Origin of the sequence: Streptomyces sp. NBC_01537 (assembly GCF_045040445.1) — a bacterium.
In the GTDB taxonomy this organism is placed as follows: domain Bacteria; phylum Actinomycetota; class Actinomycetes; order Streptomycetales; family Streptomycetaceae; genus Actinacidiphila.
In genome coordinates this window covers 7,722,760-7,743,833 of record NZ_CP109392.1, presented here as the reverse complement: position 1 = coordinate 7,743,833, position 21,074 = coordinate 7,722,760, and the positions used below count along the sequence as shown (strand labels likewise).

The 21,074-nt window shown below is 70.1% G+C and carries 18 protein-coding genes; 4 read left to right on the top strand and 14 right to left on the bottom strand.

Annotation, left to right across the window (positions count from 1 at the left end):
* Nucleotides 1-21 precede the first annotated feature (21 nt).
* The 11 genes from secG to uvrA form a co-directional block, all read right to left on the bottom strand.
* Nucleotides 22-261 carry a preprotein translocase subunit SecG gene (secG, locus tag OG607_RS35585; RefSeq protein ID WP_405732415.1) on the bottom strand — a complete coding sequence of 80 codons (240 nt, stop codon included), beginning with the start codon at nucleotides 259-261 and terminating at the stop codon, nucleotides 22-24.
* Between the two features lie 114 nt (nucleotides 262-375).
* A complete protein-coding gene (gene tpiA, locus OG607_RS35580) occupies nucleotides 376-1,149 on the bottom strand; it encodes a triose-phosphate isomerase (protein ID WP_405732412.1) in 774 nt (257 codons plus the stop codon).
* A 5-nt stretch (nucleotides 1,150-1,154) separates the two neighbouring features.
* Nucleotides 1,155-2,357, bottom strand: coding sequence for a phosphoglycerate kinase (locus tag OG607_RS35575; RefSeq protein ID WP_405732409.1), 1,203 nt, complete (start codon nucleotides 2,355-2,357; stop codon nucleotides 1,155-1,157).
* A gap of 83 nt (nucleotides 2,358-2,440) precedes the next feature.
* A complete protein-coding gene (gene gap, locus OG607_RS35570; protein WP_405732406.1) occupies nucleotides 2,441-3,445 on the bottom strand; it encodes a type I glyceraldehyde-3-phosphate dehydrogenase in 1,005 nt (334 codons plus the stop codon).
* Nucleotides 3,446-3,624: 179 nt separating this feature from the next.
* Nucleotides 3,625-6,579, bottom strand: a complete 2,955-nt coding sequence (locus OG607_RS35565; RefSeq protein ID WP_405732403.1) for a M14 family zinc carboxypeptidase — start codon at nucleotides 6,577-6,579, stop codon at nucleotides 3,625-3,627.
* A gap of 165 nt (nucleotides 6,580-6,744) precedes the next feature.
* On the bottom strand, nucleotides 6,745-7,734 hold the full coding sequence (gene whiA, locus OG607_RS35560; RefSeq protein WP_405732400.1) for a DNA-binding protein WhiA: 990 nt from the start codon (nucleotides 7,732-7,734) through the stop codon (nucleotides 6,745-6,747).
* Entirely contained in the window at nucleotides 7,725-8,738 is a 1,014-nt protein-coding gene (yvcK, locus tag OG607_RS35555) for a uridine diphosphate-N-acetylglucosamine-binding protein YvcK (protein ID WP_405732397.1), read from the bottom strand. The genes whiA and yvcK overlap by 10 nt, the downstream gene beginning before the upstream one ends.
* Nucleotides 8,735-9,658 carry an RNase adapter RapZ gene (gene rapZ, locus OG607_RS35550; RefSeq protein WP_405732394.1) on the bottom strand — a complete coding sequence of 308 codons (924 nt, stop codon included), beginning with the start codon at nucleotides 9,656-9,658 and terminating at the stop codon, nucleotides 8,735-8,737. Before rapZ ends, yvcK begins: the two co-directional genes overlap by 4 nt.
* A complete protein-coding gene (uvrC, locus tag OG607_RS35545) occupies nucleotides 9,655-11,790 on the bottom strand; it encodes an excinuclease ABC subunit UvrC (protein WP_405732391.1) in 2,136 nt (711 codons plus the stop codon). Before uvrC ends, rapZ begins: the two co-directional genes overlap by 4 nt.
* Nucleotides 11,791-11,845: 55 nt before the next feature.
* A complete protein-coding gene (locus OG607_RS35540) occupies nucleotides 11,846-12,274 on the bottom strand; it encodes a Rieske (2Fe-2S) protein (protein ID WP_405732388.1) in 429 nt (142 codons plus the stop codon).
* Between the two features lie 161 nt (nucleotides 12,275-12,435).
* Entirely contained in the window at nucleotides 12,436-15,342 is a 2,907-nt protein-coding gene (gene uvrA, locus OG607_RS35535; RefSeq protein ID WP_405732385.1) for an excinuclease ABC subunit UvrA, read from the bottom strand.
* A 247-nt stretch (nucleotides 15,343-15,589) separates the two neighbouring features.
* On the opposite strand from uvrA, the gene OG607_RS35530 reads away from it, so the two are divergent.
* From OG607_RS35530 to OG607_RS35520, 3 genes are all read left to right on the top strand, one after another.
* Nucleotides 15,590-16,321: a maleylpyruvate isomerase family mycothiol-dependent enzyme gene (locus OG607_RS35530; RefSeq protein WP_405732382.1), complete on the top strand. Its 732-nt coding sequence runs from the start codon at nucleotides 15,590-15,592 to the stop codon at nucleotides 16,319-16,321.
* 5 nt (nucleotides 16,322-16,326) lie between these two features.
* On the top strand, nucleotides 16,327-16,983 hold the full coding sequence (locus tag OG607_RS35525) for an MBL fold metallo-hydrolase (RefSeq protein ID WP_405732379.1): 657 nt from the start codon (nucleotides 16,327-16,329) through the stop codon (nucleotides 16,981-16,983).
* Between the two features lie 116 nt (nucleotides 16,984-17,099).
* Complete coding sequence (locus OG607_RS35520; protein ID WP_405732376.1) at nucleotides 17,100-17,708, top strand: PASTA domain-containing protein; 609 nt, start codon at nucleotides 17,100-17,102, stop codon at nucleotides 17,706-17,708.
* 22 nt (nucleotides 17,709-17,730) lie between these two features.
* Here OG607_RS35520 and OG607_RS35515 read toward each other — a convergent pair whose 3' ends face one another.
* Nucleotides 17,731-18,117, bottom strand: a complete 387-nt coding sequence (locus tag OG607_RS35515; protein ID WP_405732373.1) for a hypothetical protein — start codon at nucleotides 18,115-18,117, stop codon at nucleotides 17,731-17,733.
* A 125-nt stretch (nucleotides 18,118-18,242) separates the two neighbouring features.
* On the opposite strand from OG607_RS35515, the gene OG607_RS35510 reads away from it, so the two are divergent.
* On the top strand, nucleotides 18,243-19,550 hold the full coding sequence (locus OG607_RS35510) for an MFS transporter (RefSeq protein ID WP_405732370.1): 1,308 nt from the start codon (nucleotides 18,243-18,245) through the stop codon (nucleotides 19,548-19,550).
* Here the strand turns inward: OG607_RS35510 and OG607_RS35505 are convergent.
* Together OG607_RS35505 and OG607_RS35500 are read right to left on the bottom strand one after the other, a co-directional pair.
* Complete coding sequence (locus OG607_RS35505; RefSeq protein WP_405732367.1) at nucleotides 19,537-19,833, bottom strand: hypothetical protein; 297 nt, start codon at nucleotides 19,831-19,833, stop codon at nucleotides 19,537-19,539. The two genes, OG607_RS35510 and OG607_RS35505, sit on opposite strands and share 14 nt — an antisense overlap.
* Nucleotides 19,834-19,958: 125 nt before the next feature.
* The gene (locus OG607_RS35500; RefSeq protein ID WP_405732365.1) at nucleotides 19,959-20,945 is read right to left on the bottom strand and encodes a TerC family protein; all 987 of its coding nucleotides are present in this window, start codon (nucleotides 20,943-20,945) and stop codon (nucleotides 19,959-19,961) included.
* Nucleotides 20,946-21,074: the final 129 nt, after the last annotated feature.

Below are 21,074 nucleotides of genomic sequence, written 5' to 3'. Positions count from 1 at the left end.
GCAGGGCAGTCGGGCCCAGGGTCAGTGGTTCTTGAACTTGAGCAGCAGGCCGAGTACGACAATGCACGCGAACCATGCCAGACCGAACACAACCGTGATCCGGTCGAGGTTGCGCTCGGCGACCGAGGAGCCGCCGACGGAGGACTGCATGCCGCCGCCGAACATGTCGGAGAGGCCGCCGCCCTTGCCCTTGTGCATCAGCACGAGCAGCAGAAGCAGCAGGCTGAAGATGATGAGGGCGATGGAGAACCCGAGTACCACAGCAGGACCAACTCTCTCGGTGACAGGACACAGACACGACGAATCGGGGCCGGACGGTGGTCCGGCCCCGACAGCCTACTTCGCCCGGAGGGCGTGCGGATACTTCCAGGTCACTTACTGGTCACGGAAGCGGACGATCTTGACGAACTCCTCCGCGTCCAGCGCCGCGCCGCCCACCAGGGCGCCGTCGACATCCGGCTGCGCCATGATCGCCGCGACGTTGCCGGCCTTGACCGAGCCGCCGTACTGGATGCGGACCTTGTCCGCCAGCTCCTGGCTGTACAGCTCCGCCAGCCGGCCACGGATCGCCCCGCAGACCTCCTGGGCGTCCTCGGGGGTGGCGACCTCGCCGGTGCCGATGGCCCAGACGGGCTCGTAGGCGACGACGATGGTCTCCGCCTGCGCGGCCGGGATGCCCGCCAGGGCGCCGTCGAGCTGCGCGAGGGTGTGGGAGACCTGATTGCCCGCCTTGCGGACGTCCAGGCCCTCACCGACGCACAGGATCGGGGTGAGGCCGTGCTTGTACGCGGCCTTGACCTTGGCGTTGATCAGCGGCTCGTCCTCGCCGTGGTACTGGCGGCGCTCGGAGTGGCCGATGGCGACGTAGGTGCACTTCAGCTTGGCGAGCATCGAGCCGGAGATCTCGCCGGTGTACGCGCCGGAGTCGTGCGCCGAGAGGTCCTGGGCGCCGTACTTGATCTTCAGCTTGTCGCCGTCGACCAGGGTCTGTACGGACCGCAGGTCGATGTAGGGCGGCAGGACGGCGACCTCTACGGCGTCGTAGTCCTTGTCGGTGAGCGCGAAGGCGAGCTTCTGGGTGTGGGCGATGGCCTCGAGGTGGTTGAGGTTCATCTTCCAGTTGCCGGCCATGAGCGGGGTACGGGTCATGAGGGTCAGTCCTCCAGTGCGGCGAGGCCGGGGAGGGTCTTGCCCTCCAGGTATTCGAGGCTGGCGCCACCGCCGGTCGAGATGTGACCGAAGGCGGCTTCGTCGAAGCCGAGGATGCGCACGGCGGCGGCCGAGTCGCCGCCGCCGACCACGGTGAACGCGGGGCTGTCGATCAGCGCCTGGGCGACCGCGCGGGTGCCCTCGGCGTAGTCGGGGTGCTCGAAGACGCCCATCGGGCCGTTCCAGAACACGGTGGCCGCGTCTGCGAGCTTGGAGGCGAAGAGCTTGCGGGACTCCGGACCGATGTCCAGGCCCATCAGGTCGCCGGGGATGGCTTCGGCGGAGACCGTGGCCGGGCTGGTCGCGACCGGGTTCTTCAGGTCGGGGAAGCCGCCGGTGGCGACCACGTCGACCGGGAGCACGAACTCCACACCCAGCTTCTTCGCCCGCTCCAGGTACTCCGTGACCGCCGGGATCTGGTCCTCCTGCAGCAGGCTGCCGCCCACCTCGTGGCCCTGGGCCTTGAGGAAGGTGAACATCATGCCGCCGCCGATCAGGATCCGGTCGGCCTTGCCCAGCAGGTGGTCGATCACCCCGAGCTTGTCGGAGACCTTCGAGCCGCCGAGCACGACCGCGTACGGGCGCGACACGTCCTCGGTGAGCTTCTTCAGCACCCCGAGCTCGGTCGCGATCAGGTCGCCCGCGGCGTGCGGCAGCCGCGCCGGGAGGTCGTAGACGGAGGCGTGCTTGCGGTGCACGGCGCCGAAGCCGTCGCCCACGTACGCGTCCGCGAGGGCCGCCAGTTCGTCGGCGAAGGCGCCGCGCTCGGCGTCGTCCTTCGCGGTCTCGCCCGCGTTGAAGCGCAGGTTCTCCAGGAGTACGACGCCGCCGGCGGCGAGCGCGGAGACGGCGGCCTGCGCGCTGTCACCGACGGTGTCGGTGGCGAAGGCGACGTCCTGGCCCAGGAGTTCACCCAGACGGGTGGCGACCGGGGCGAGCGAGAACTGGGGGTCGGGCGCGCCCTTGGGACGGCCCAGGTGGGAGGCGACGATCACCTTGGCGCCGGCTGCGACGAGCTTGGTGATGGTCGGGACGGCGGCGCGGATGCGGCCGTCGTCGGTGATGGTGGTGCCGGACAGCGGCACGTTGAGGTCGGCGCGGACGAACACCCGCTTGCCGGACACGTCGAGGTCTTCGATCGTCTTCATCCATGGCTCCTAGGTCATGGGACAGGGCCCGGACGAGTTTCGTCGTCCGGACCCTGTCCTCATCACATCGTGCTGCGCGTTGCTTAGAGCTGGCCGCCGATGAAGGTGGTCAGGTCGACGAGGCGGTTGGAGTAGCCCCACTCGTTGTCGTACCAGCCGATGACCTTGACGCTCTTGCCCTGGACCATGGTCAGGGACGAGTCGAAGGTGCAGGAGGCCGGCCAGTTGACGATGTCCGAGGAGACGATCTCGTCCTCGGTGTACTCCAGGATGCCCTTGAGCTGGCCCTCGGCGGCCTTCTGGAACGCGGTGTTGACCTCGTCCTTGGTCACCTCGCGCTCCAGCTCGATGACCAGGTCGGTGACCGAGCCGGTCGGGACCGGGACGCGCATCGCGATGCCGTCGAGCTTGCCGGCGAGCTCCGGGATCACCAGCGCGGTGGCCTTCGCGGCACCGGTGGTGGTCGGGATGATGTTCTCGGCGGCGGCGCGGGCGCGGCGCAGGTCGCTGTGCGGGAAGTCCAGGATGCGCTGGTCGTTGGTGTACGCGTGGACCGTCGTCATCATGCCCTTGACGATGCCGAAGTTCTCCAGCAGCACCTTCGCCATCGGCGCCACACAGTTCGTGGTGCAGGAGGCGTTGGAGATGATGTGGTGGGCGGCCGGGTCGTACTTGTCGTTGTTGACGCCCATCACGATCGTGATGTCCTCGTCCTTGGCGGGCGCCGAGATGATGACCTTCTTGGCACCGCCCGCGAGGTGCTTGCCCGCGTCAGCGGCCTTCGTGAAGATGCCGGTCGACTCGATGACGATGTCGACGCCCAGCGTGCCCCACGGGATGTCGGCGGGGTTGCGCTCGGAGAGCACCTTGATGGTGTGGCCGTCCACGGTGATCGTGTCGGCGGTGTGGCTCACCTCGGCCTTGAGGCGGCCCAGGATGGTGTCGTACTTGAGCAGGTGCGCGGTGGTCGCCGTGTCACCCAGGTCGTTGACAGCCACGATCTCAATGTCCGCACCCTGCTCCAGGGCGGCACGGAAGAAGTTGCGACCGATGCGACCAAAGCCGTTGATGCCTACGCGGATCGTCACGAACCGATCTCCTCGCTGATTCGCCGGATTCCATTCCGGCTGCGACGTATGGGATGTCCCCGACCAAGGACGACCCTACCTCGCCCGGGACCCCTCAGTGACATCCCGACGGGCCGTTCCACGGCGCGGCGGCCCGTACCGCCCGGTAGGGGTACGGGCCGCCGCGTTCAGGCCGCCTGTCAGCGCCGCAGGGCTGCCAGGGCCTTGCCGATCAGGGCGGTACGGTCCGCGGCGGCGGGCAGGTGCTCAAGTCCGAAGCCGAGGAGGACGGTGTCACGGGTGGTGACGGCCGCGTAGGACTGGAAGAGCTCGCCGGAGCGGGTCCAGTCGCCCGCGACGGCGGGGCTGCCGGCCGGGGGGCCGGGGACGGTCCAGGGGCCGAGGGAGGTTTCGAAGCCCTCGGTGTCCTGGGGGGTGCCGGCGATGACGAGGGAGGCGTTGTCGGCGAAGACGCCGTGGCCGCCGGAGCCGGGGTCGGTGATGTAGCTCAGGGACAGCTCGACGGTCTTGCCGGCGAAGGCGCTCAGGTCGAAGGCGACCTGCTGCCAGCCACTGGAGGAGCCGGTGAGGCTGTTCCAGGCGCCGGTGGTGCCGGTGGCGGTGCAGGCGCCGTCGGCGAGGGTGAGGTAGTGGCTGAGGAAGGGGTGTTCGCCGATGAAGAATCCGGCCCCGCAGTCCTCGGGGACGGTGGTGCCGGTGGCGCCGCCGGCCTCGGGGAGGGTGGTCCAGTCGTCGGCGCCGGCGGTGTGGGCCTCCAGTACGGCGTGGTCGTAGCCGGGCTCGGTGTCCCAGCTGAGGGCGAGCCGCAGTTGGGGGGCGTCGGCGGCGCCGACGCCGGTGAGGTCGACGGTCCGGCTCAGCCGCTTCCAGTCGTCGTCGGCGTGAGTGGCGGCGGCCATCCACTGGCCTTCGTACGGGCCGTACGGGTTGAGGCTCCCGGCGTACCGGCCCGCCTGGGCGCTGGCGAACTGCGGGTAGTCGGCGGCGGGGAGGCTGTCGGAGGTGACCGTGTAGTTGCCGGCGTTGTCCAGCGGGTTGCCGGTGACGCCGGAGAGCGGGCCGGTGAAGCCGGCCAGGGTTCCGGCGCCGGTGAAGCCGGTGGCGCCGGCCGAGGACGAACGGTCGTACGCACCCAGGTAGTACTGGCTGAAGTCGTCGGTCTCGGCGCGGCCGACGACCGCGGAGCCGCCCGCCGCCTCCCCGGCCTCGATCAGCTTGCCGCCCTCGTTGAGGAAGTCGCGGATCGCCAGCTGGGTCTCGCCGCCGGGCTCCTGCGCGCCGAGGTAGTGGACGACGGTACGGAAGTGGCTGAGGACGCCGAGCGCGGACGGGACGCCCTGGGCGGCGACGTCCCAGACGACGGCGCTGCGGCCGTTGGCCTTGAGGGCGTCGACGTAGGTCTGGGCGTGTGCGGCCCCGGCGCCCTCCTCGGCCAGCACCAGGGTGTCCGCCTTGGCGCGCGGGGCCACGGTGTAGGTGAAGGACGCGCCGGCGGTGGACTTGCCGGCCTTCGTACGGCCGGTGAACCAGACCTTGACGGTGTCGCCGGGGCGGGCGCCCTTGACCTTGGCGCGGTATGCGTCGAAGCGGATGTTGTCCTTGCCACCGTAGGTCTCGCCGCCCTTCCAGGCCTTGAGGGCGGTGGTGTGCGTACGGCCGCCGTTGACGCGGTAGTTGAGCTTCTTGTCGCGGACCGACTTGCGGGCGGTGACCGCGACCTGCTGGTCGGCGCCGCGTGCGTACGAGGTGGTGAAGGCGTCCGCGGTGAAGTCGGGGGCCTCGGTGCCGGTGATGGAGACGGGCTGGTCGGGGTGGGCTGCGGTTTCGGCGACGGCCAGGGCGAAGGGGATGTTCTTGGCGAACTCGTCCTGGATCAGCTTCTCGTCGTCGGGGAAGTTGAAGCCGGACTCGCAGTCCCCGGGCTTCCAGGCGTCGTCGGGGTCGATGGCCGAGGCCGTCTGGCAGGTGCTCATCTCCGGGGTGAACATCATCATGCCGTTGACGTTGGCGGCGTGGCCGTCGGCCTCACCGTTGGTGGTGTACAGCTCGGAGGAGACCTGCGGGTAGTAGCCGGGGATGGCCGAGTTCCCGGGGGTGCCGGCGAGCGACTTGTAGAGCACGTCGTCGGGGGTGGGTGTGGCGACCTGCCAGCCGACGCCGTACAGGAGCAGCTCTGCGGCGGAGTGGTAGTTGATGCCGTACTCGAACCCGATCCGCTTTTCGAGGCCGTCGAGCGCCTTGGTCTCGGGCTCGGAGCCGGGGCCGGAGCCGCGGTAGACCTCGCTGGCGGGGTCGGGGGACGAGCCCTCGTCGTCGTAGCCCCACTTGTAGGCGAAGTTGCGGTTGAGGTCGACGCCGTCGCCGTTGGTGATCTTGCCGTCGCCGTTGACGTCCCGCAGGTTCTTGCGCCACAGCCGGTCGCCGTCGGGGTTGAACGTCCAGTCGTAGCCGTCCGGGTTGGCGCTGATCACGAACCACAGCTCGGTGGAGTCCACGATCTTCGTGATCCGCTTGTCCTTGCCGTAGTTGTCCAGGTAGTAGTGCATCAGCCGCCGGGTCATCTCGGGCGTGATCCACTCACGGGCGTGCTGGTTGGACGCGTACAGGACGGACGGCTTGGCGCCGTCCCTGGTCTTCTTCGCGCCCTTGGTGAGCTTGAGGGCGAGGATGTCCTGGCCGTTGACCGTCTTGCCGATGGAGACGACCTTGGTGAGGTCCGGGTGGGCCTGGCCGGTCTCGACGATCTCCTGCTTGATGCCGCCGGTGCCGCTGTACGGGCGGAAGACGCCGTCGCCAGCGGCCTCGACGCGGGCCTGCGCCTTCGCGGAGACCTGGCGTTCGGTGAGGGCCACGCCCTTGCTCCGCAGGTCGCCCGCCTGGGCGTCGGTGAGGTAGACCTCGACGTGTGCGGTACCCGTGGCGGCGGGCTGTTGGGCCAGTTCCTCGCCGTCCTGGCCGGCGGCGAGGAGTAACGGGATCTGCGCGCGGGTCACATCGGCGGTGAACACCTTCACCGCGTCCGCGCCCGGGTCCGCCCCGGACGACGCGGCCCCGGCCTGGGCGACCGGTGCCGCCATGACGCCGCCCAGCATCAGTACGCCCGCGGTGAGTATCGCTCTTGCCCTGCGTCTCATGAGTCCCCCTTGCGACGATGGGTCCCGACGGCGGTCATCCGTCAGGCTCATGACATTACCTGCGCATGACAAGCCTCATGAGTGACATGAGAAACCGTCGGCGCCCGGTCCGGGCGCCGACGGCGATTTCAGGTCAGTGCTGCTCCGCTTGACCCGGCTCGGCTCTCAGCCGACCAGGTTGTCGGCCAGCTCCTCGCTGAGATTGGACTCCGTACCCGGGATGCCGAGATCCTGCGCCCGCTTGTCGGCCATGGCCAGCAGCCGGCGGATCCGGCCGGCCACCGCGTCCTTGGTCAGCGGGGGCTCGGCCAGCGAGCCCAGTTCCTCCAGGGAGGCCTGCTTGTGGTCCATGCGCAGGCGCCCCGCGGCGGCGAGATGCTCGGGCACCTCCTCGCCGAGGATCTCCAGGGCCCGCTGCACCCGGGCGCCCGCCGCGACCGCGGCCCGCGCCGAGCGGCGCAGGTTCGCGTCGTCGAAGTTGGCGAGCCGGTTGGCCGTGGCCCGGACCTCGCGCCGCATGCGGCGCTCCTCCCAGGCCAGTACGGACTCGTGGGCGCCCAGCCGGGTCAGCAGGGCGCCGATCGCGTCACCGTCGCGGACCACGACGCGGTCGACGTTGCGCACCTCGCGCGCCTTGGCCGCGATCTGCAGCCGCCGGGCCGCGCCGACCAGGGCGAGCGCGGCTTCCGGCCCGGGGCAGGTGACCTCCAGGGAGGACGAGCGCCCCGGCTCCGTCAGCGAGCCGTGGGCCAGGAAGGCGCCGCGCCACGCCGCCTCGGCGTCGCAGGTGGCGCCGGAGACGACCTGCGGGGGAAGCCCGCGGATGGGCCGCCCGCGGCCGTCCACCAGGCCCGTCTGGCGGGCCAGCTGGTCACCGCCCGCGACGACCCTCACCACGAAGCGGCTGCCGCGCCGCAGCCCTCCCTGGGCCAGGACCACCAGGTCCGAGGAGTGCCCGAAGATCTCCAGGATGTCCTTGCGGAGCCGCCTTGCCGCCATCGCCGTGTCGAGCTCCGCCTCGATCACGATGCGCCCGCTCACCAGATGGAGCCCCCCGGCGAAACGCAGGATCGCCGAGACCTCCGCCTTGCGGCAGCAGGTCCGGGTGACGGGAAGCCGGGAGATCTCGTCCTTCACCGCTGCCGTCATCGCCATGGGCCGATCCTTCCATGCATACGAAAAATCCGGTCGTACGCGGCCGCCAGCAGCTCAGGGTCGTGTCGCGGCCCGTCTGGGGCGGCGACCGCGGCCAGCTCCACCGTGCCGGACAACCGCTCGGCGGCCTTGCTCAGGCTGTCGCGGTCGGGCACGGCGGCCTCGTCGGCCAGCACCACGTCGATGGTGAGTTTAGGGGCGTGTCGGGCCAAAACCTCCAAGTGACGCTGCGGAGAAAAGCCCTCGGTCTCGCCGGGCTGGGGCGCCAGGTTCAGCGCCAGCACCTTGCGGGCCCGGGTCTCCATCAGCGCGCACACCAGGTCCGGCACCAGCAGATGGGGCATCACCGACGAGAACCACGACCCCGGCCCGAGCACCACCCAGTCGGCGTCCAGAACCGCCCGTACCGCCTCCGGAACGGCCGGCGGATCATGCGGCACGAGCTGGACTTCCTGCACGTCACCGGGGGTGAGGGCGACATTGGCCTGCCCCCGTACGGTGGTCAGCTGATCCGGCTTCTCCGGGTCGTGACCGCGTACGGTCGCGGTCAGCTCCAGGGGCACCCCGGACATCGGCAGCACCCGCCCCTGGGCGCCGAGCAGCCGCCCGACCCACTCCAGGGCGGCCACCGGATCGCCGAGCTTCTCCCACAGCGCGACGATCAGCAGATTGCCCACCGCATGGCCGTGGAGATCACCCTCGCTGGTGAACCGGTGCTGGATCACCTGGGCCCATGTCTGACCCCACTCGTCGTCCCCGCACAGCGCCGCCAGCGCTTTGCGCAGGTCGCCGGGGGGCAGGACGCCCAGTTCCTCGCGGAGCCGGCCGCTGGAGCCGCCGTCGTCGGCGACGGTGACCACGGCGGTCAGGTCCTGGGTGATGCGGCGCAGCGCCGACAGCGAGGCGGACAGCCCCTGGCCGCCGCCGAGCGCCACCACCTTGGGAGTCGCGCCGGAGCCCGAGCGTTGGGCCGACCGGCGCAGGAACCGTGCGGTCTTGATCACTCGCGCCCCATGTCGCGGTGCACGAGCACGGTCTCCACGCCGTCCGCCGACAGCCGGGCGGCCAGCCGCTCGGACATCGCGACGCTGCGGTGCTTGCCGCCGGTGCAGCCCACCGCGATGGTCACATAGCGCTTGCCCTCGCGCCGGTAGCCGGCGTTGATGATGTGCAGCAGCTCGGCGTAGCGGTCGAGGAACTCCTTGGCGCCGGGCTGGTTGAAGACATAGGTCGCGACCTCGTCATTGAGCCCGGTGTACGGGCGCAGCTCCGGCACCCAGTGCGGGTTGGGCAGGAAGCGGCAGTCGGCGACGAGGTCGGCGTCGACCGGCAGCCCGTACTTGAAGCCGAAGGACATGACCGTGGCCCGCAGCTCCGGCTCCTCCCCGCCGGCGAACTGGGCGTCCATCTTGGAGCGCAGCTCGTGGACGTTGAGGGCGGAGGTGTCGATCACCAGGTCCGCGTCGCCGCGCAGCTCGCTGAGCAGCTCGCGTTCCTTCGCGATGCCGTCCACGATCCGGCCGTCGCCCTGGAGGGGGTGCGGACGCCGTACGGACTCGAAACGGCGGACCAGCGTGTCGTCGGACGCCTCCAGGAAGAGCACGCGGCGCTTGACGCCCTTGGCCTCCAGGTCGGCGAGCGACTCCATGAGGTTGTCGAAGAAGCGCCTGCCGCGCACGTCCACGACCACCGCGATGCGGGCCACATTGCCCTGCGAGCGGGCGCCGAGGTCCACCATGGTCGGGATCAGGGCGGGCGGCAGGTTGTCCACCACGAACCAGCCGAGGTCCTCCAGGCATTTGGCCGCATGGCTGCGCCCGGCGCCCGACATACCAGAAATGATCACGAGCTCGGGGATGGCCTCCGCGGCCTCGCTCGCTCCACCGGTGGTCACCTGTGCTCCGCCTCCGTCGTTCTCGTTCACTGGGTCTCGCCTCGCGGTGTCTCGCCGGTCCGGCCTGTCGGCCGGGGCTCTTCGTGGGGGTACGGGGGGTCGCCCCCCGAGGGATCGCAGGATGATCCCTTCACCCGTTCCGGTGAGGCGGCCGCCTTTGCGGCCGCCCCCTCTTCCACTCGCTCTTCCTCAATGATCTCTCCTGTGGCGGTGTTCACCGCAGGCCCGGCTGGCGCCGCTCCGGCCAGGGCGGCGAGCACCGTCTCCGCCGTCCGGCGGCCGACCCCGGGGACCTCGCAGAGCTGGTCCACGGTGGCCGTACGCAGCCGTTTCAGCGAGCCGAAGTGCTTGAGCAGCGCCTGTTTGCGGGTCTCCCCCAGGCCGGGTACGGAGTCCAGGGCGCCCGCCTTCATCGACTTCGAGCGCTTGCTGCGCTGGTACGAGATCGCGAAGCGGTGCGCCTCGTCCCGTACGCGCTGCAGCAGGTACAGGCCCTCGCTGGTGCGCGGCAGGATCACCGGGTCGTCCTCACCGGGCAGCCAGACCTCCTCCAGCCGCTTGGCCAGGCCGCACACCGCGATGTCCTCGATGCCCAGCTCGTCCAGCGCGCGCCTGGCGGCGGCGACCTGCGGCTGCCCGCCGTCGACGACCACGAGCTGCGGCGGGTAGGCGAAGCGGCGGGGCTTGCCGGTGTCGGGGTCGATGGGCCCGCTGACGGGCTCGTGCTCCTCGGGCTCGCCGTCGACCCATTCGCCGGACTTCTGCATGTCCTGCAGATAGCGGCGGAAGCGCCGGGACACGACTTCGTGCATGGACCGGACATCGTCCTGGCCCTCGAACGTCTTGATCTGGAAGCGCCGGTACTCGCTCTTGCGGGCGAGGCCGTCCTCGAAGACCACCATCGATGCGACCACGTCATCGCCCTGGAGGTGGGAGATGTCGAAGCACTCGATGCGCAGCGGCGCCGTGTCCAGGTCCAGCGCCTCGCTGATCTCCTCCAGGGCGCGCGAGCGCGTGGTCAGGTCGGAGGCGCGCTTGGTCTTGTGCAGCGCGAGCGCCTGCTGCGCGTTGCGCTGGACCGTGGCCATCAGGTCCTTCTTGTCGCCGCGCTGCGGTATGCGCAGGGACACCTGCGAGCCCCTGCGGGTGCTCAGCCACTCCTGCACCGGCTCGTACGGCTCCGGGAGGGCGGGCACGAGGACCTCGCGCGGGACCGCGTCGCCCTTCTCCTCGCCGTACAGCTGCTGCAGCGCGTGCTCGACCAGACCGGCGGTGTCCACGGCCTCGACCTTGTCGGTGACCCAGCCGCGCTGGCCGCGCACCCGGCCGCCGCGTACGTGGAAGATCTGGACGGCGGCTTCGAGCTCGTCCTCGGCGACCGCGATCAGGTCGGCGTCGGTGGCGTCCGCCAGCACGACGGCGTTCTTCTCCATGGCCCGGCGGAGGGCCTCGATGTCGTCCCGGAGGCGGGCGGCCTTCTCGTACTCCATCTCGGAGGCCGCGTCCTTCATCTGCTGTTCGAGGCGGCGCAGGTACGTCCCGGTCCGGCCCGCCATGAAGTCGCAGAACTCGTCGGCCAGTTCGCGGTGCTCCTCGGCGGTGACCCGGCCCACGCAGGGCGCCGAGCACTTGCCGATGTAGCCCAGCAGGCACGGCCGGCCGATCTGCGCCGAGCGCTTGAACACCCCGGCGGAGCACGTCCTTACCGGGAACACGCGCAGCAGCAGATCGACCGTCTCGCGGATGGCCCACGCATGGGCGTACGGACCGAAGTACCGCACGCCCTTGCGCTTCGGGCCGCGCATCACCTGGACGCGCGGGAATTCCTCATTGAGCGTGACCGCGAGCGACGGATAGCTCTTGTCGTCGCGGTATTTGACGTTGAAGCGCGGGTCGAACTCCTTGATCCAGGAGTACTCCAGCTGCAGGGCCTCCACCTCGGTCCCGACCACCGTCCACTCGACGGACGCGGCTGTCGTGACCATCGTGCGGGTGCGGTAGTGCAGATTGGCGAGGTCCTGGAAGTACGAGGAGAGGCGTGAGCGCAGGCTCTTCGCCTTCCCGACGTAGATCACCCGGCCGTGCTCGTCCCGGAACCTGTAGACGCCGGGGCTGTCCGGAATCTGTCCCGGCTTCGGGCGGTAGCTGGATGGATCGGCCATGCCCCCACCCTACTGACTGGGGATGACATTCCCGTTCCGCCCGCAGGGCTATTGGCTATCCGGCGACCAGCTTCCCTTCCTTGACGGTGACGGTCGCCGCCCTCAGCGCGGTCGTCGCCGGGCCCTGCTCCACGGCGCCCGTCTCGGCGTTGAACTTGCTGCCGTGGCAGGCACACAGCAGGGACGTGCCGGTCACCGAGTCGCAGACGCAGCCCTGGTGCGTACAGACCGCACTAAAGGCTTTGTACGTCCCTTTGGTCGGCTGGGACACCACGAGCTTGGCGTCCTTGTAGAGCTTCGCCCCGCCGACCGGGACATCCGACGTCGCGCCCAGCTCGGTGGACGTCGCGGCCGCGCTCGTCTCGGCCGTCGTCGTGGCGGAATCACTGTCCGAGCTACCGCACGCGGTGAGGCCTATACCGGCCACGCCGGCGAGCGCGGCGCCCTGGAGGACAGTACGGCGGCAGGGGGGCAGTGTGGTCATGATGGCGCTCCTCAGCTCGTAGCGAATCTTGAAAGCTGGAGCGTACGGGCTGAGCTTCTGAGAAGGCTATGAGCAAGGCCACGCGTCCACCGTTGAACCGCCCGGGGTGCGGGGAGGCGTTCCACCGTGGCGGAACGCCTCCCCGCACGAGGGCTTCGAGGTCAGCGCTTGGCGGCCGCCCGCTTACGCGCCGCGGGCTTCCGCAGCGGCGGGGCGTCGGAGACCCGGTCCGCGCCCAGGATGTCCCGCAGGAACTTTCCGGTGTGGCTGGCGCCGACGCCCGCGATCTGCTCGGGTGTGCCTTCGGCTACGACGAGCCCGCCGCCGCTGCCGCCCTCGGGGCCCATGTCGACGACCCAGTCGGCGGTTTTGATGACATCGAGGTTGTGCTCGATGACGATCACGGTGTTGCCCTTGTCGACGAGCCCGGAGAGCACCCTGATGAGCTTGCTGATGTCCTCGAAGTGGAGGCCGGTGGTCGGCTCGTCGAGGACGTAGACCGTCCGCCCGGTCGACCGCTTCTGCAGCTCGCTCGCGAGCTTCACGCGCTGCGCCTCGCCGCCCGACAGGGTGGGCGCGGACTGCCCGAGCCGGACATAGCCCAGCCCGACCTCGTTCAGCGTGCGCAGATGCCGGGCGATGGTCGGCACGGCCTCGAAGAAGGCCAGGCCCTCCTCGATCGGCATGTCCAGGACCTCGGCGATGGACTTGCCCTTGTAGTGCACTTCGAGGGTCTCGCGGTTGTAGCGCGCGCCGTGGCAGACCTCGCACGGGACGTACACATCCGGGAGGAAGTTCATCTCGATCTTGATCGTGCCGTCGCCGGAGCAGTTCTCGCAGCGACCGCCCTTGACGTTGAAGGAGAAGCGCCCGGGGAGGTATCCGCGGACCTTCGCCTCCATGGTCTCGGCGAAGAGCTTGCGCACATGGTCGAAGACACCGGTGTACGTGGCCGGGTTGGAGCGGGGGGTGCGGCCGATCGGCGACTGGTCCACATGCACGACCTTGTCGACCAGGTCGTCGCCGTCGACGCGGGTGTGGCGGCCGGGGACGGAGCGCGCGCCGTTCAGCTCACGGGCGAGGTGGGTGTAGAGGATGTCGTTGACCAGCGTGGACTTGCCGGAGCCGGAGACGCCCGTGACCGCGGTGAAGACGCCGAGCGGGAAGGAGACGTCGATGTCCTGGAGGTTGTGCTCGCGCGCGCCGTGCACGGTCAGCCGGCGGGCGCGGTCGATCGGCCGTCGTACGTCGGGGGTGGGGATGGCCCGCTTGCCGGAGAGGTACTGGCCGGTGAGCGACTCCTCGTTGGCCAGCAGGTCCTTCAGGGAGCCGCTGTGGACGACCTTGCCGCCGTGCTCGCCGGCGCCGGGGCCGATGTCGACGACCCAGTCGGCGGTCTTGATGGTGTCCTCGTCGTGCTCGACGACGATGAGGGTGTTGCCGAGGTCGCGGAGCCGGACGAGGGTCTCGATGAGCCGGTGGTTGTCGCGCTGGTGGAGGCCGATGGAGGGCTCGTCGAGCACATAGAGCACGCCCACCAGCCCGGAGCCGATCTGGGTGGCGAGCCGGATGCGCTGGGCCTCGCCGCCGGACAGGGTGCCGGACGCGCGGTTGAGGGAGAGGTAGTCCAGGCCGACGTCGACCAGGAAGGTCAGCCGCTCGTTGACCTCCTTGAGGACCCGCTCGGCGATCTTCTTGTCGCGGGCGTCGAGCTTCATCGCGCCGAGGAAGTCCGCGCAGTCGCTGATCGACATCGCGGCGACCTCGGCGATGGAGCGGTCCTGGACGGTGACGGCCAGGACGATCGGCTTGAGCCTGGTCCCCTCGCAGGTCGGGCAGGGCACCTCGCGCATATAGCCCTCGAAGCGCTCCCGGCTGGAGTCGGACTCCGACTCGGAGTGCCGCCGCTTAACGAAGGGCACCGCCCCCTCGAAGGAGGTCGTATAGGAGCGCTCGCGCCCGTACCGGTTCTTGTAGCGGACGGCGATCTGGGTCTTGTGCCCGTTCAGCAGCGCCTTCCTGGCGCGCACCGGCAGCCCGGCCCAGGGGATGTCGGTGCGGAAGCCCAGCTCGTCGGCGAGCGCGCCGATGAGGCGCTGGAAGTAGTCCCGGGTGTGGCCGAGCGACCAGGGCGCGATGGCGCCCTCGTCGAGGGACTTCTCCTCGTCGGGGATGATCAGCTCGGGGTCGACCTCCATGCGGGTGCCGATGCCGGTGCAGTCGGGGCAGGCGCCGAAGGGCGAGTTGAAGGAGAAGGAGCGCGGCTCCAGCTCCTCGAAGGACAGGTCGTCGTACGGGCAGTAGAGGTGCTCGGAGAACATCCGCTCGCGCTGCGGGTCGTCCTCGGGCAGATCGACGAAGTCCAGGATCACCATGCCGCCCGACAGGCCGAGGGCCGTCTCGACGGAGTCGGTGAGGCGGCGCTTGGCGCTGTCCTTGACCGTGAGGCGGTCGATGACCACCTCGATGGTGTGCTTCTCCTGCTTCTTCAGCGTGGGCGGTTCGGTGAGCTGGACGGTCGCGCCGTCCACCCGGGCCCTGCTGTAACCCTTGGTCTGCAGGTCGGCGAAGAGGTCGACGAACTCGCCCTTGCGCTCCCGTACCAGCGGGGACAGCACCTGGAAGCGGCTGCCCTCCTCCAGCTCCAGCACCCGGTCCACGATCGCCTGCGGCGACTGCCGGGAGATGGGGCGGCGGCACTCGGGACAGTGCGGCTTGCCGATGCGGGCGAAGAGCAGGCGCAGGTAGTCGTAGACCTCGGTGATGGTGCCGACGGTCGAGCGGGGGTTGCGGGAGGTGGACTTCTGGTCGATCGAGACGGCCGGGGAGAGGCCCTCGATGAAGTCGACGTCGGGCTTGTCCATCTGGCCCAGGAACTGCCGGGCGTAGGAGGAGAGCGACTCGACGTAGCGGCGCTGCCCCTCGGCGAAGATCGTGTCGAACGCGAGGGACGACTTGCCCGACCCGGACAGCCCGGTGAAGACGATGAGCGAGTCCCGTGGGAGGTCGAGCGAGACGTTCTTGAGGTTGTGCTCGCGAGCGCCACGGACGGTGAGTCGATCGGCCACGCCAGTGCGCACCTTTCATAGAGCGGGGGACGGGGAGCAGCACCCCCAGACAGCGTAACGGGGCACCTTCGCGCTTTCTTCCGGATAACCGCGGTCTTCGGGCCTCCGACTGCGCCACGCCCAGGCTATAGCACGTACATTCGATTTACGGGCCAAGCCTGCCATCTTCACTCGATCGAGTGGAGCGCGATAGCGTCGTTGACGAGACGTCGGTCACGTCCGACCCGGTCCGACCTGGGAGGCCCCCGTGTCTGTCCAACGACCCGACCCCGCACGCGATGCGGCCGCCGCACGGGAAGCCACCGAACAACTGCTCGAATCAGTGGCAGCCCTCACCCCCTCCGCCGTCGCCGAGCCCTCGCAGCTGCCCGGCTGGACCCGCGGCCACCTCCTGGCCCACCTCGCCCGCAACGCCGACTCCTACGTCAACCTGCTCACCTGGGCGCGTACCGGCGAGGAGACCCCGCAGTACGCCGACCAGGAGTCCCGTGACAAGGACATCGAGGACGGCGCCGGACGACCGCTGAGCGAGCACCTCGACGAGCTGCGGATCTCCGCCGACCGGCTCGCCTACGCCGTCGAGCAGACCCCGCCGCAGGCCTGGGCGGCCCAGGTCGTCATGCGCTCCGGCCGCGTCATCGCCGCCGCCGAGATCCCGTACCGCCGCCTCATCGAGGTCCTGCTGCACCACGTCGACCTCGGCATCGGCTACACCTGCGCCGACCTGCCCGCCGACTTCGCCGTGCGCGAGCTCGCCAACGTCATCGACGGCCTATCCGGCCACGAGGGCGTCGCCGCCGTACGCCTCCACGACACCGACAGCGGTGAGAAGTGGACCATCGGCGCCGCCAACGAGCCCGACCTCACCGTCAGCGGCCCCCGCACCGCACTCCTCGCCTGGGTCACCGGCCGCAGCAAGGGCGAAGGCCTCACCCCCGTGCCCGCCCTGCCCCTGCCCGTCCTCCCGCCACTAGGCTGACCGCCATGCCTTACACGGGAGAGGTCGAGGTCGGCGGCACGCCCGACGTGCACGAACTCAAGGACCTGATCATCACCAAGGCCGCCGTCGGCCCCATGAACAACAACGCCTACGTGCTGCGCTGCCGCGCCACCGACGAGCAGCTGCTCATCGACGCCGCCAACGAGCCGCACACCCTCGCCGAGGTCATCGGCACCGACGGCCTCACCTCCGTCGTCACCACCCACCAGCACGGCGACCACTGGCAGGCCCTCGCCACCGTCGTCACCACCACCGGCGCCCGCACCTACGCCGGCCGCCACGACGCCGCCGGCATCCCCGTCCCCACGGACGTGCTGGTCGACGACGGCGACACCATCACCGTCGGCCGCGTCACCCTCACCGCCCGCCACATCGTCGGCCACACCCCCGGCTCCATCGTCCTCGTCTACGACGACCCCCACGGCCACCCCCACCTCTTCACCGGCGACTGCCTCTTCCCCGGCGGCGTCGGCAACACCCAGGGCGACGCCGACCGCTTCGCCTCGCTCTACCGCGACGTCAAGGCCAAGCTCTTCGACGCCCTCCCCGACGAGACCTGGGTCTACCCGGGCCACGGCTCCGACACGACGCTCGGCGCGGAGCGGCCGCACCTGGAGGAGTGGCGCGAGCGCGGGTGGTGATCCGCTGACCCGAGCGGGGCCACCCGGCAACGGGACGGCCCCGCTTCGGTTCTTGAGGCATGTCCGGGAGCCTGTCCGGGCATGCGGTGGGCGAACGCACCATATTGGGGGGCCGGATGCACATCACCCGATCCGTGGCCGGTATCGCCGTACTGCTCGCCACCGTGAGTGCGTGCGGGCCGGTCAGCGACAGCAAGAGCGACGGCAGTGGCTCGCCGACCAGTTCGGCGAGCAGCAAGGCGGCCACCGCGAGCGTGCCCGATTTCGTGGGGATGGGGCTGCAGTCCGCGCAGGACAAGGCGCAGGAGCTGGGCTTCTACGGTCTGGACTCGCATGACTCGCTGGGGCGGGGCCGCAATCAGCTGTGGGACCGGGACTGGCGGGTCTGCTTCCAGAGTCCGGCGGCGGGCAAGCGGGTTGGGACGGATACGACGATCGACTTCGGGACGGTGAAGCTGAAGGAGACGTGTCCGTCGAAGGATGCGAGCGGGGCAGTGAAGGCGGGCGGGAGCATGCCGGACTTCAGGGGGAAGTCGGTGAAGGCCGCGCGGGCGGCGCTGGATTCGTCGACGAGCCTCACAGTGGACGACGCGTCGGGGAAGGACCGGTTCATCGTGGTGGAGAGCAACTGGCAGGTGTGCTCGCAGACTCCGGCGGCGGGTACGAAGCTGTTCGGGCAGCCGGTGACGTTCAAGGCCGTGAAGTTCGGGGAGAGCTGCCCTTAGCGTCCATGGCCTCAGGGGGCCGTCAGGCCTCGTGCTGGTAGAACCAGTAGTGGCTGACGGCGGTCATGGCGAGACCGAGGGTGGCGCCGACCAGGCTCGCCTTGAGTACGGAGTAGCCGCTGAGGCTGAGCAGGTAGCCCATGGCGCAGCCGAAGACGATGCCGAAGGCGGCCGCGCGGGCCTCGCGGGCAAGGGAGGCGCGCGCGGCGCCGACGGCGTAGCAGACGGCGGTGAGGGCGACGCAGCCGATGACGGCGATGAGGGTGGTGCGGGTGGTGGAGGCGCCGTTGTTGTCGGCGATGAAGGCCGCGTAGCCGCCGAAGACGACGCCGAGAGTGAGGGGGACCGCCCAGGCGGAGGTGTGGAGCTGGAGCTGGGGGCGGGTGGAGGGGGCTGCGTGAGCGTTCATGGGGAGAGCTCCTCTGTGTGCGTGTGCCCTGTTCATCAGGTGACACCCGTGGGGCGCTGCTGGCAACCGGTGGGCGGGTCGGTCGTTGGGCACACGTGCGTGATGACACCTCTTCCGGCATTCCGATGGGACGGATCGCGGCGGCCTCGGCGGCCGGGACCGCGATCGAGTTCTACGACTTCTTCGCCTACGGCACGGCGGCCGCGCTGGTCCTGGGACCGCTGTTCTTCCCCGGCTTCTCGGCGCTCGCCGGGACGCTGGCGGCGTTCGCGACCTTCGGGGTCGGCTTTGTGGCCCGGCCCCTCGGGGCGGTGGTGTTCGGGCATGTCGGGGACCGGTACGGGCGGCGGCCGGTGCTCGTCGGCTCGCTGCTGCTGACCGGGCTGGCGACGACCGCCGTCGGGTTTGTGCCGTCGTACGCGACGATCGGCGCGGCCGCGCCGGTGATCCTGGTGACGCTGCGCTTTCTTCAGGGGCTCGGCCTCGGCGGGGAGTGGGGCGGCGCGGTGCTGCTGGCCGCGGAACACGCGCCGCCGGGGCGGCGGGGGCTGTGGGCGAGCCTGCCGCAGACGGGGCCCGCGACGGGCTTTGTACTGGCCAACGGGGTGCTGCTGGCGCTGTCGGCGGGGCTGAGCGACGCGGCGTTCCGGGACTGGGGCTGGCGGGTGCCGTTCTGGGCGGCGGGGGTGCTGGCGGTGGGCGGGCTGGCGCTGCGGGCGGCGCTGCCGGAGACGCCGGAATTCACCCGGGTGGCCGAACGCGGGGAGCTGGCGCGGGTGCCGCTGGGCGAGCTGTTCGGCCGCCACTGGCGACTGGTGCTGCTGACGGCGGGGGCCATGGCGGGCGGGTATGCCGTGTTCTACACGGTCACCACGTGGTCGCTGTCATATGCGACCGGCACGCTCGGCATGCCGCGTACGACTGCCCTGGCCGCCGTGCTCGTGGCCGTCCTGGTCAAGGGCGCCGTCACACCGCTGGTGGGAATGCTGGGCGACCGCTTCGGGCGGCGGCGGCTCGCGCTGGCCGGCACCGGGGCGATGGCGGTGGTGATCTTCCCGTACGCCGGGCTTCTCGCCACGGGCTCGGCCGCCGCGATGGCGCTGGGCTCGACGGCGGAACTGCTGGCCTTCATCACGGCTTTCGCGGTACTCGGGGCGTATCTGCCGGAGCTGTACGAGCCCCGGGTGCGGTGCACGGGCGCCGCTCTGGGCTACAACCTGGGCGGGATCCTCGGCGGTGCGCTGACGCCGGTCGTCGCGACGCGCCTGGCGGAGGGCGGCGGGGGGCCCTGGCCGGTGGCGCTGTATGTGGCGGCGATCGCGCTGGGGAGCGTGGCGTGCTTCGCCGCGCTGCCCGACCCGGGGAGGGAGTTGGCCAGCGCGGCGCCGGCGGTCGCTACGTCCGCCGCTACCTCTGCCTCTACGTCTCCATGACGTCGATGAGGTCGCAGTTGATGAAGCGGGTGGGGCGGGTGCAGAGCTGCGCGGCCTGTTCGGCGAATTTCTGCGTCTCGGGGAGTTCGCTGTTGCGCATCGCTTCCTCGTACGAGTCGAATTCGACGACCACGTAGTAGCGGTTGGGGTTGTCACGGTCCCGCAGCACCATGCCGCGCGTGGCGGTGTTCGCGTCGCCGGCCGCCTGCCGCCGTTCCTCACCGAGCGCCTTGAACTCGTCGGGCTGCTCGGTCTCGTAGTCGATGATCTGGACGAACTTCATCGTGCCTCCAGCGATACGCGATACGGGGCGTGATTGCGGGACGAAAGCCCCCGTACAGACAAACACCGGGCGGTCCGGGCGGCAATGCATGCCGCCCGGACCGCCCGGAGGCGAAGAGGCATCCGTCAGACCTCGGCGTGCTCCACGCGCCCCTCGGCGAGCTCCCGCTCCGCCTGCTTCTTCGAGGCTCGCAGGCTGGTCACCGTGGTGACGGCGAGGACCAGGACGATGAAGCCCAGGGAGAAGGGGATGCTGATCTCGGGCACGTGGACGCCGGATTCGTGCAGGGCGTGCAGCACGAGCTTGACGCCGATGAAGCCGAGGATGACCGACAGGCCGTAGGAGAGGTGGACCAGCTTCTTGAGCAGGCCGCCGATGAGGAAGTAGAGCTGGCGCAGGCCCATCAGCGCGAAGGCGTTGGCGGTGAAGACGATGTACGGGTCCTGGGTGAGGCCGAAGATCGCGGGGATCGAGTCCAGGGCGAACAGCACGTCGGTGGTGCCGATGGCGAGCATGACGACGAGCATCGGCGTCATGACGCGCTTGCCGTGCTGCTGAACGAAGAGCTTCGTGCCGTGGTAGCGGTCGGCGACGCCGAGGCGGCGCTCGGCGGCCTTGAGGAGCTTGTTCTCCTCGAACTCCTCGTCGCCGTCGTCGGACTGGGCTTCCTTGATGAGCTTCCAGGCGGTGTAGATGAGGAAGGCGCCGAAGATGTAGAAGACCCAGGCGAAGGAGGTGATGATCGCGGCGCCGGCGGCGATGAAGACCGCGCGCAGGACCAGGGCGATGAGCACGCCCACCAGGAGCACGCGCTGCTGGTACTGGCTGGGGACCGCGAACTTGCCCATGATGAGGACGAAGACGAAGAGGTTGTCCACGCTGAGCGACTTCTCGGTGATGAAGCCCGCGAAGAACTCACCGGCCGGCTGTCCGCCGCTGAATATCAGCAGGCCGATGCCGAAGAGGGCGGCGAGGGCGATCCAGACGACCGTCCAGATGCCGGCTTCCTTGATCGATACGTCGTGCGGTTTGCGCCCGATGAGGAAGTCGATGGCGATGAGGGCGCACAGACCGGCGATGGTCACGGCCCACATGGTCAAGGAAACATCCACGCTTTGCCTCCGGCAGGTTGGTTCGGCAACTGTCAGCGTTGTCGCTGCCGGAGGTCTCTTCCACCCGGGCGCAGTGGCCGGGCCGGCGCCCCGGGGCCGTCTCGGCCCGTGATGACGGGGTCGCCGCAG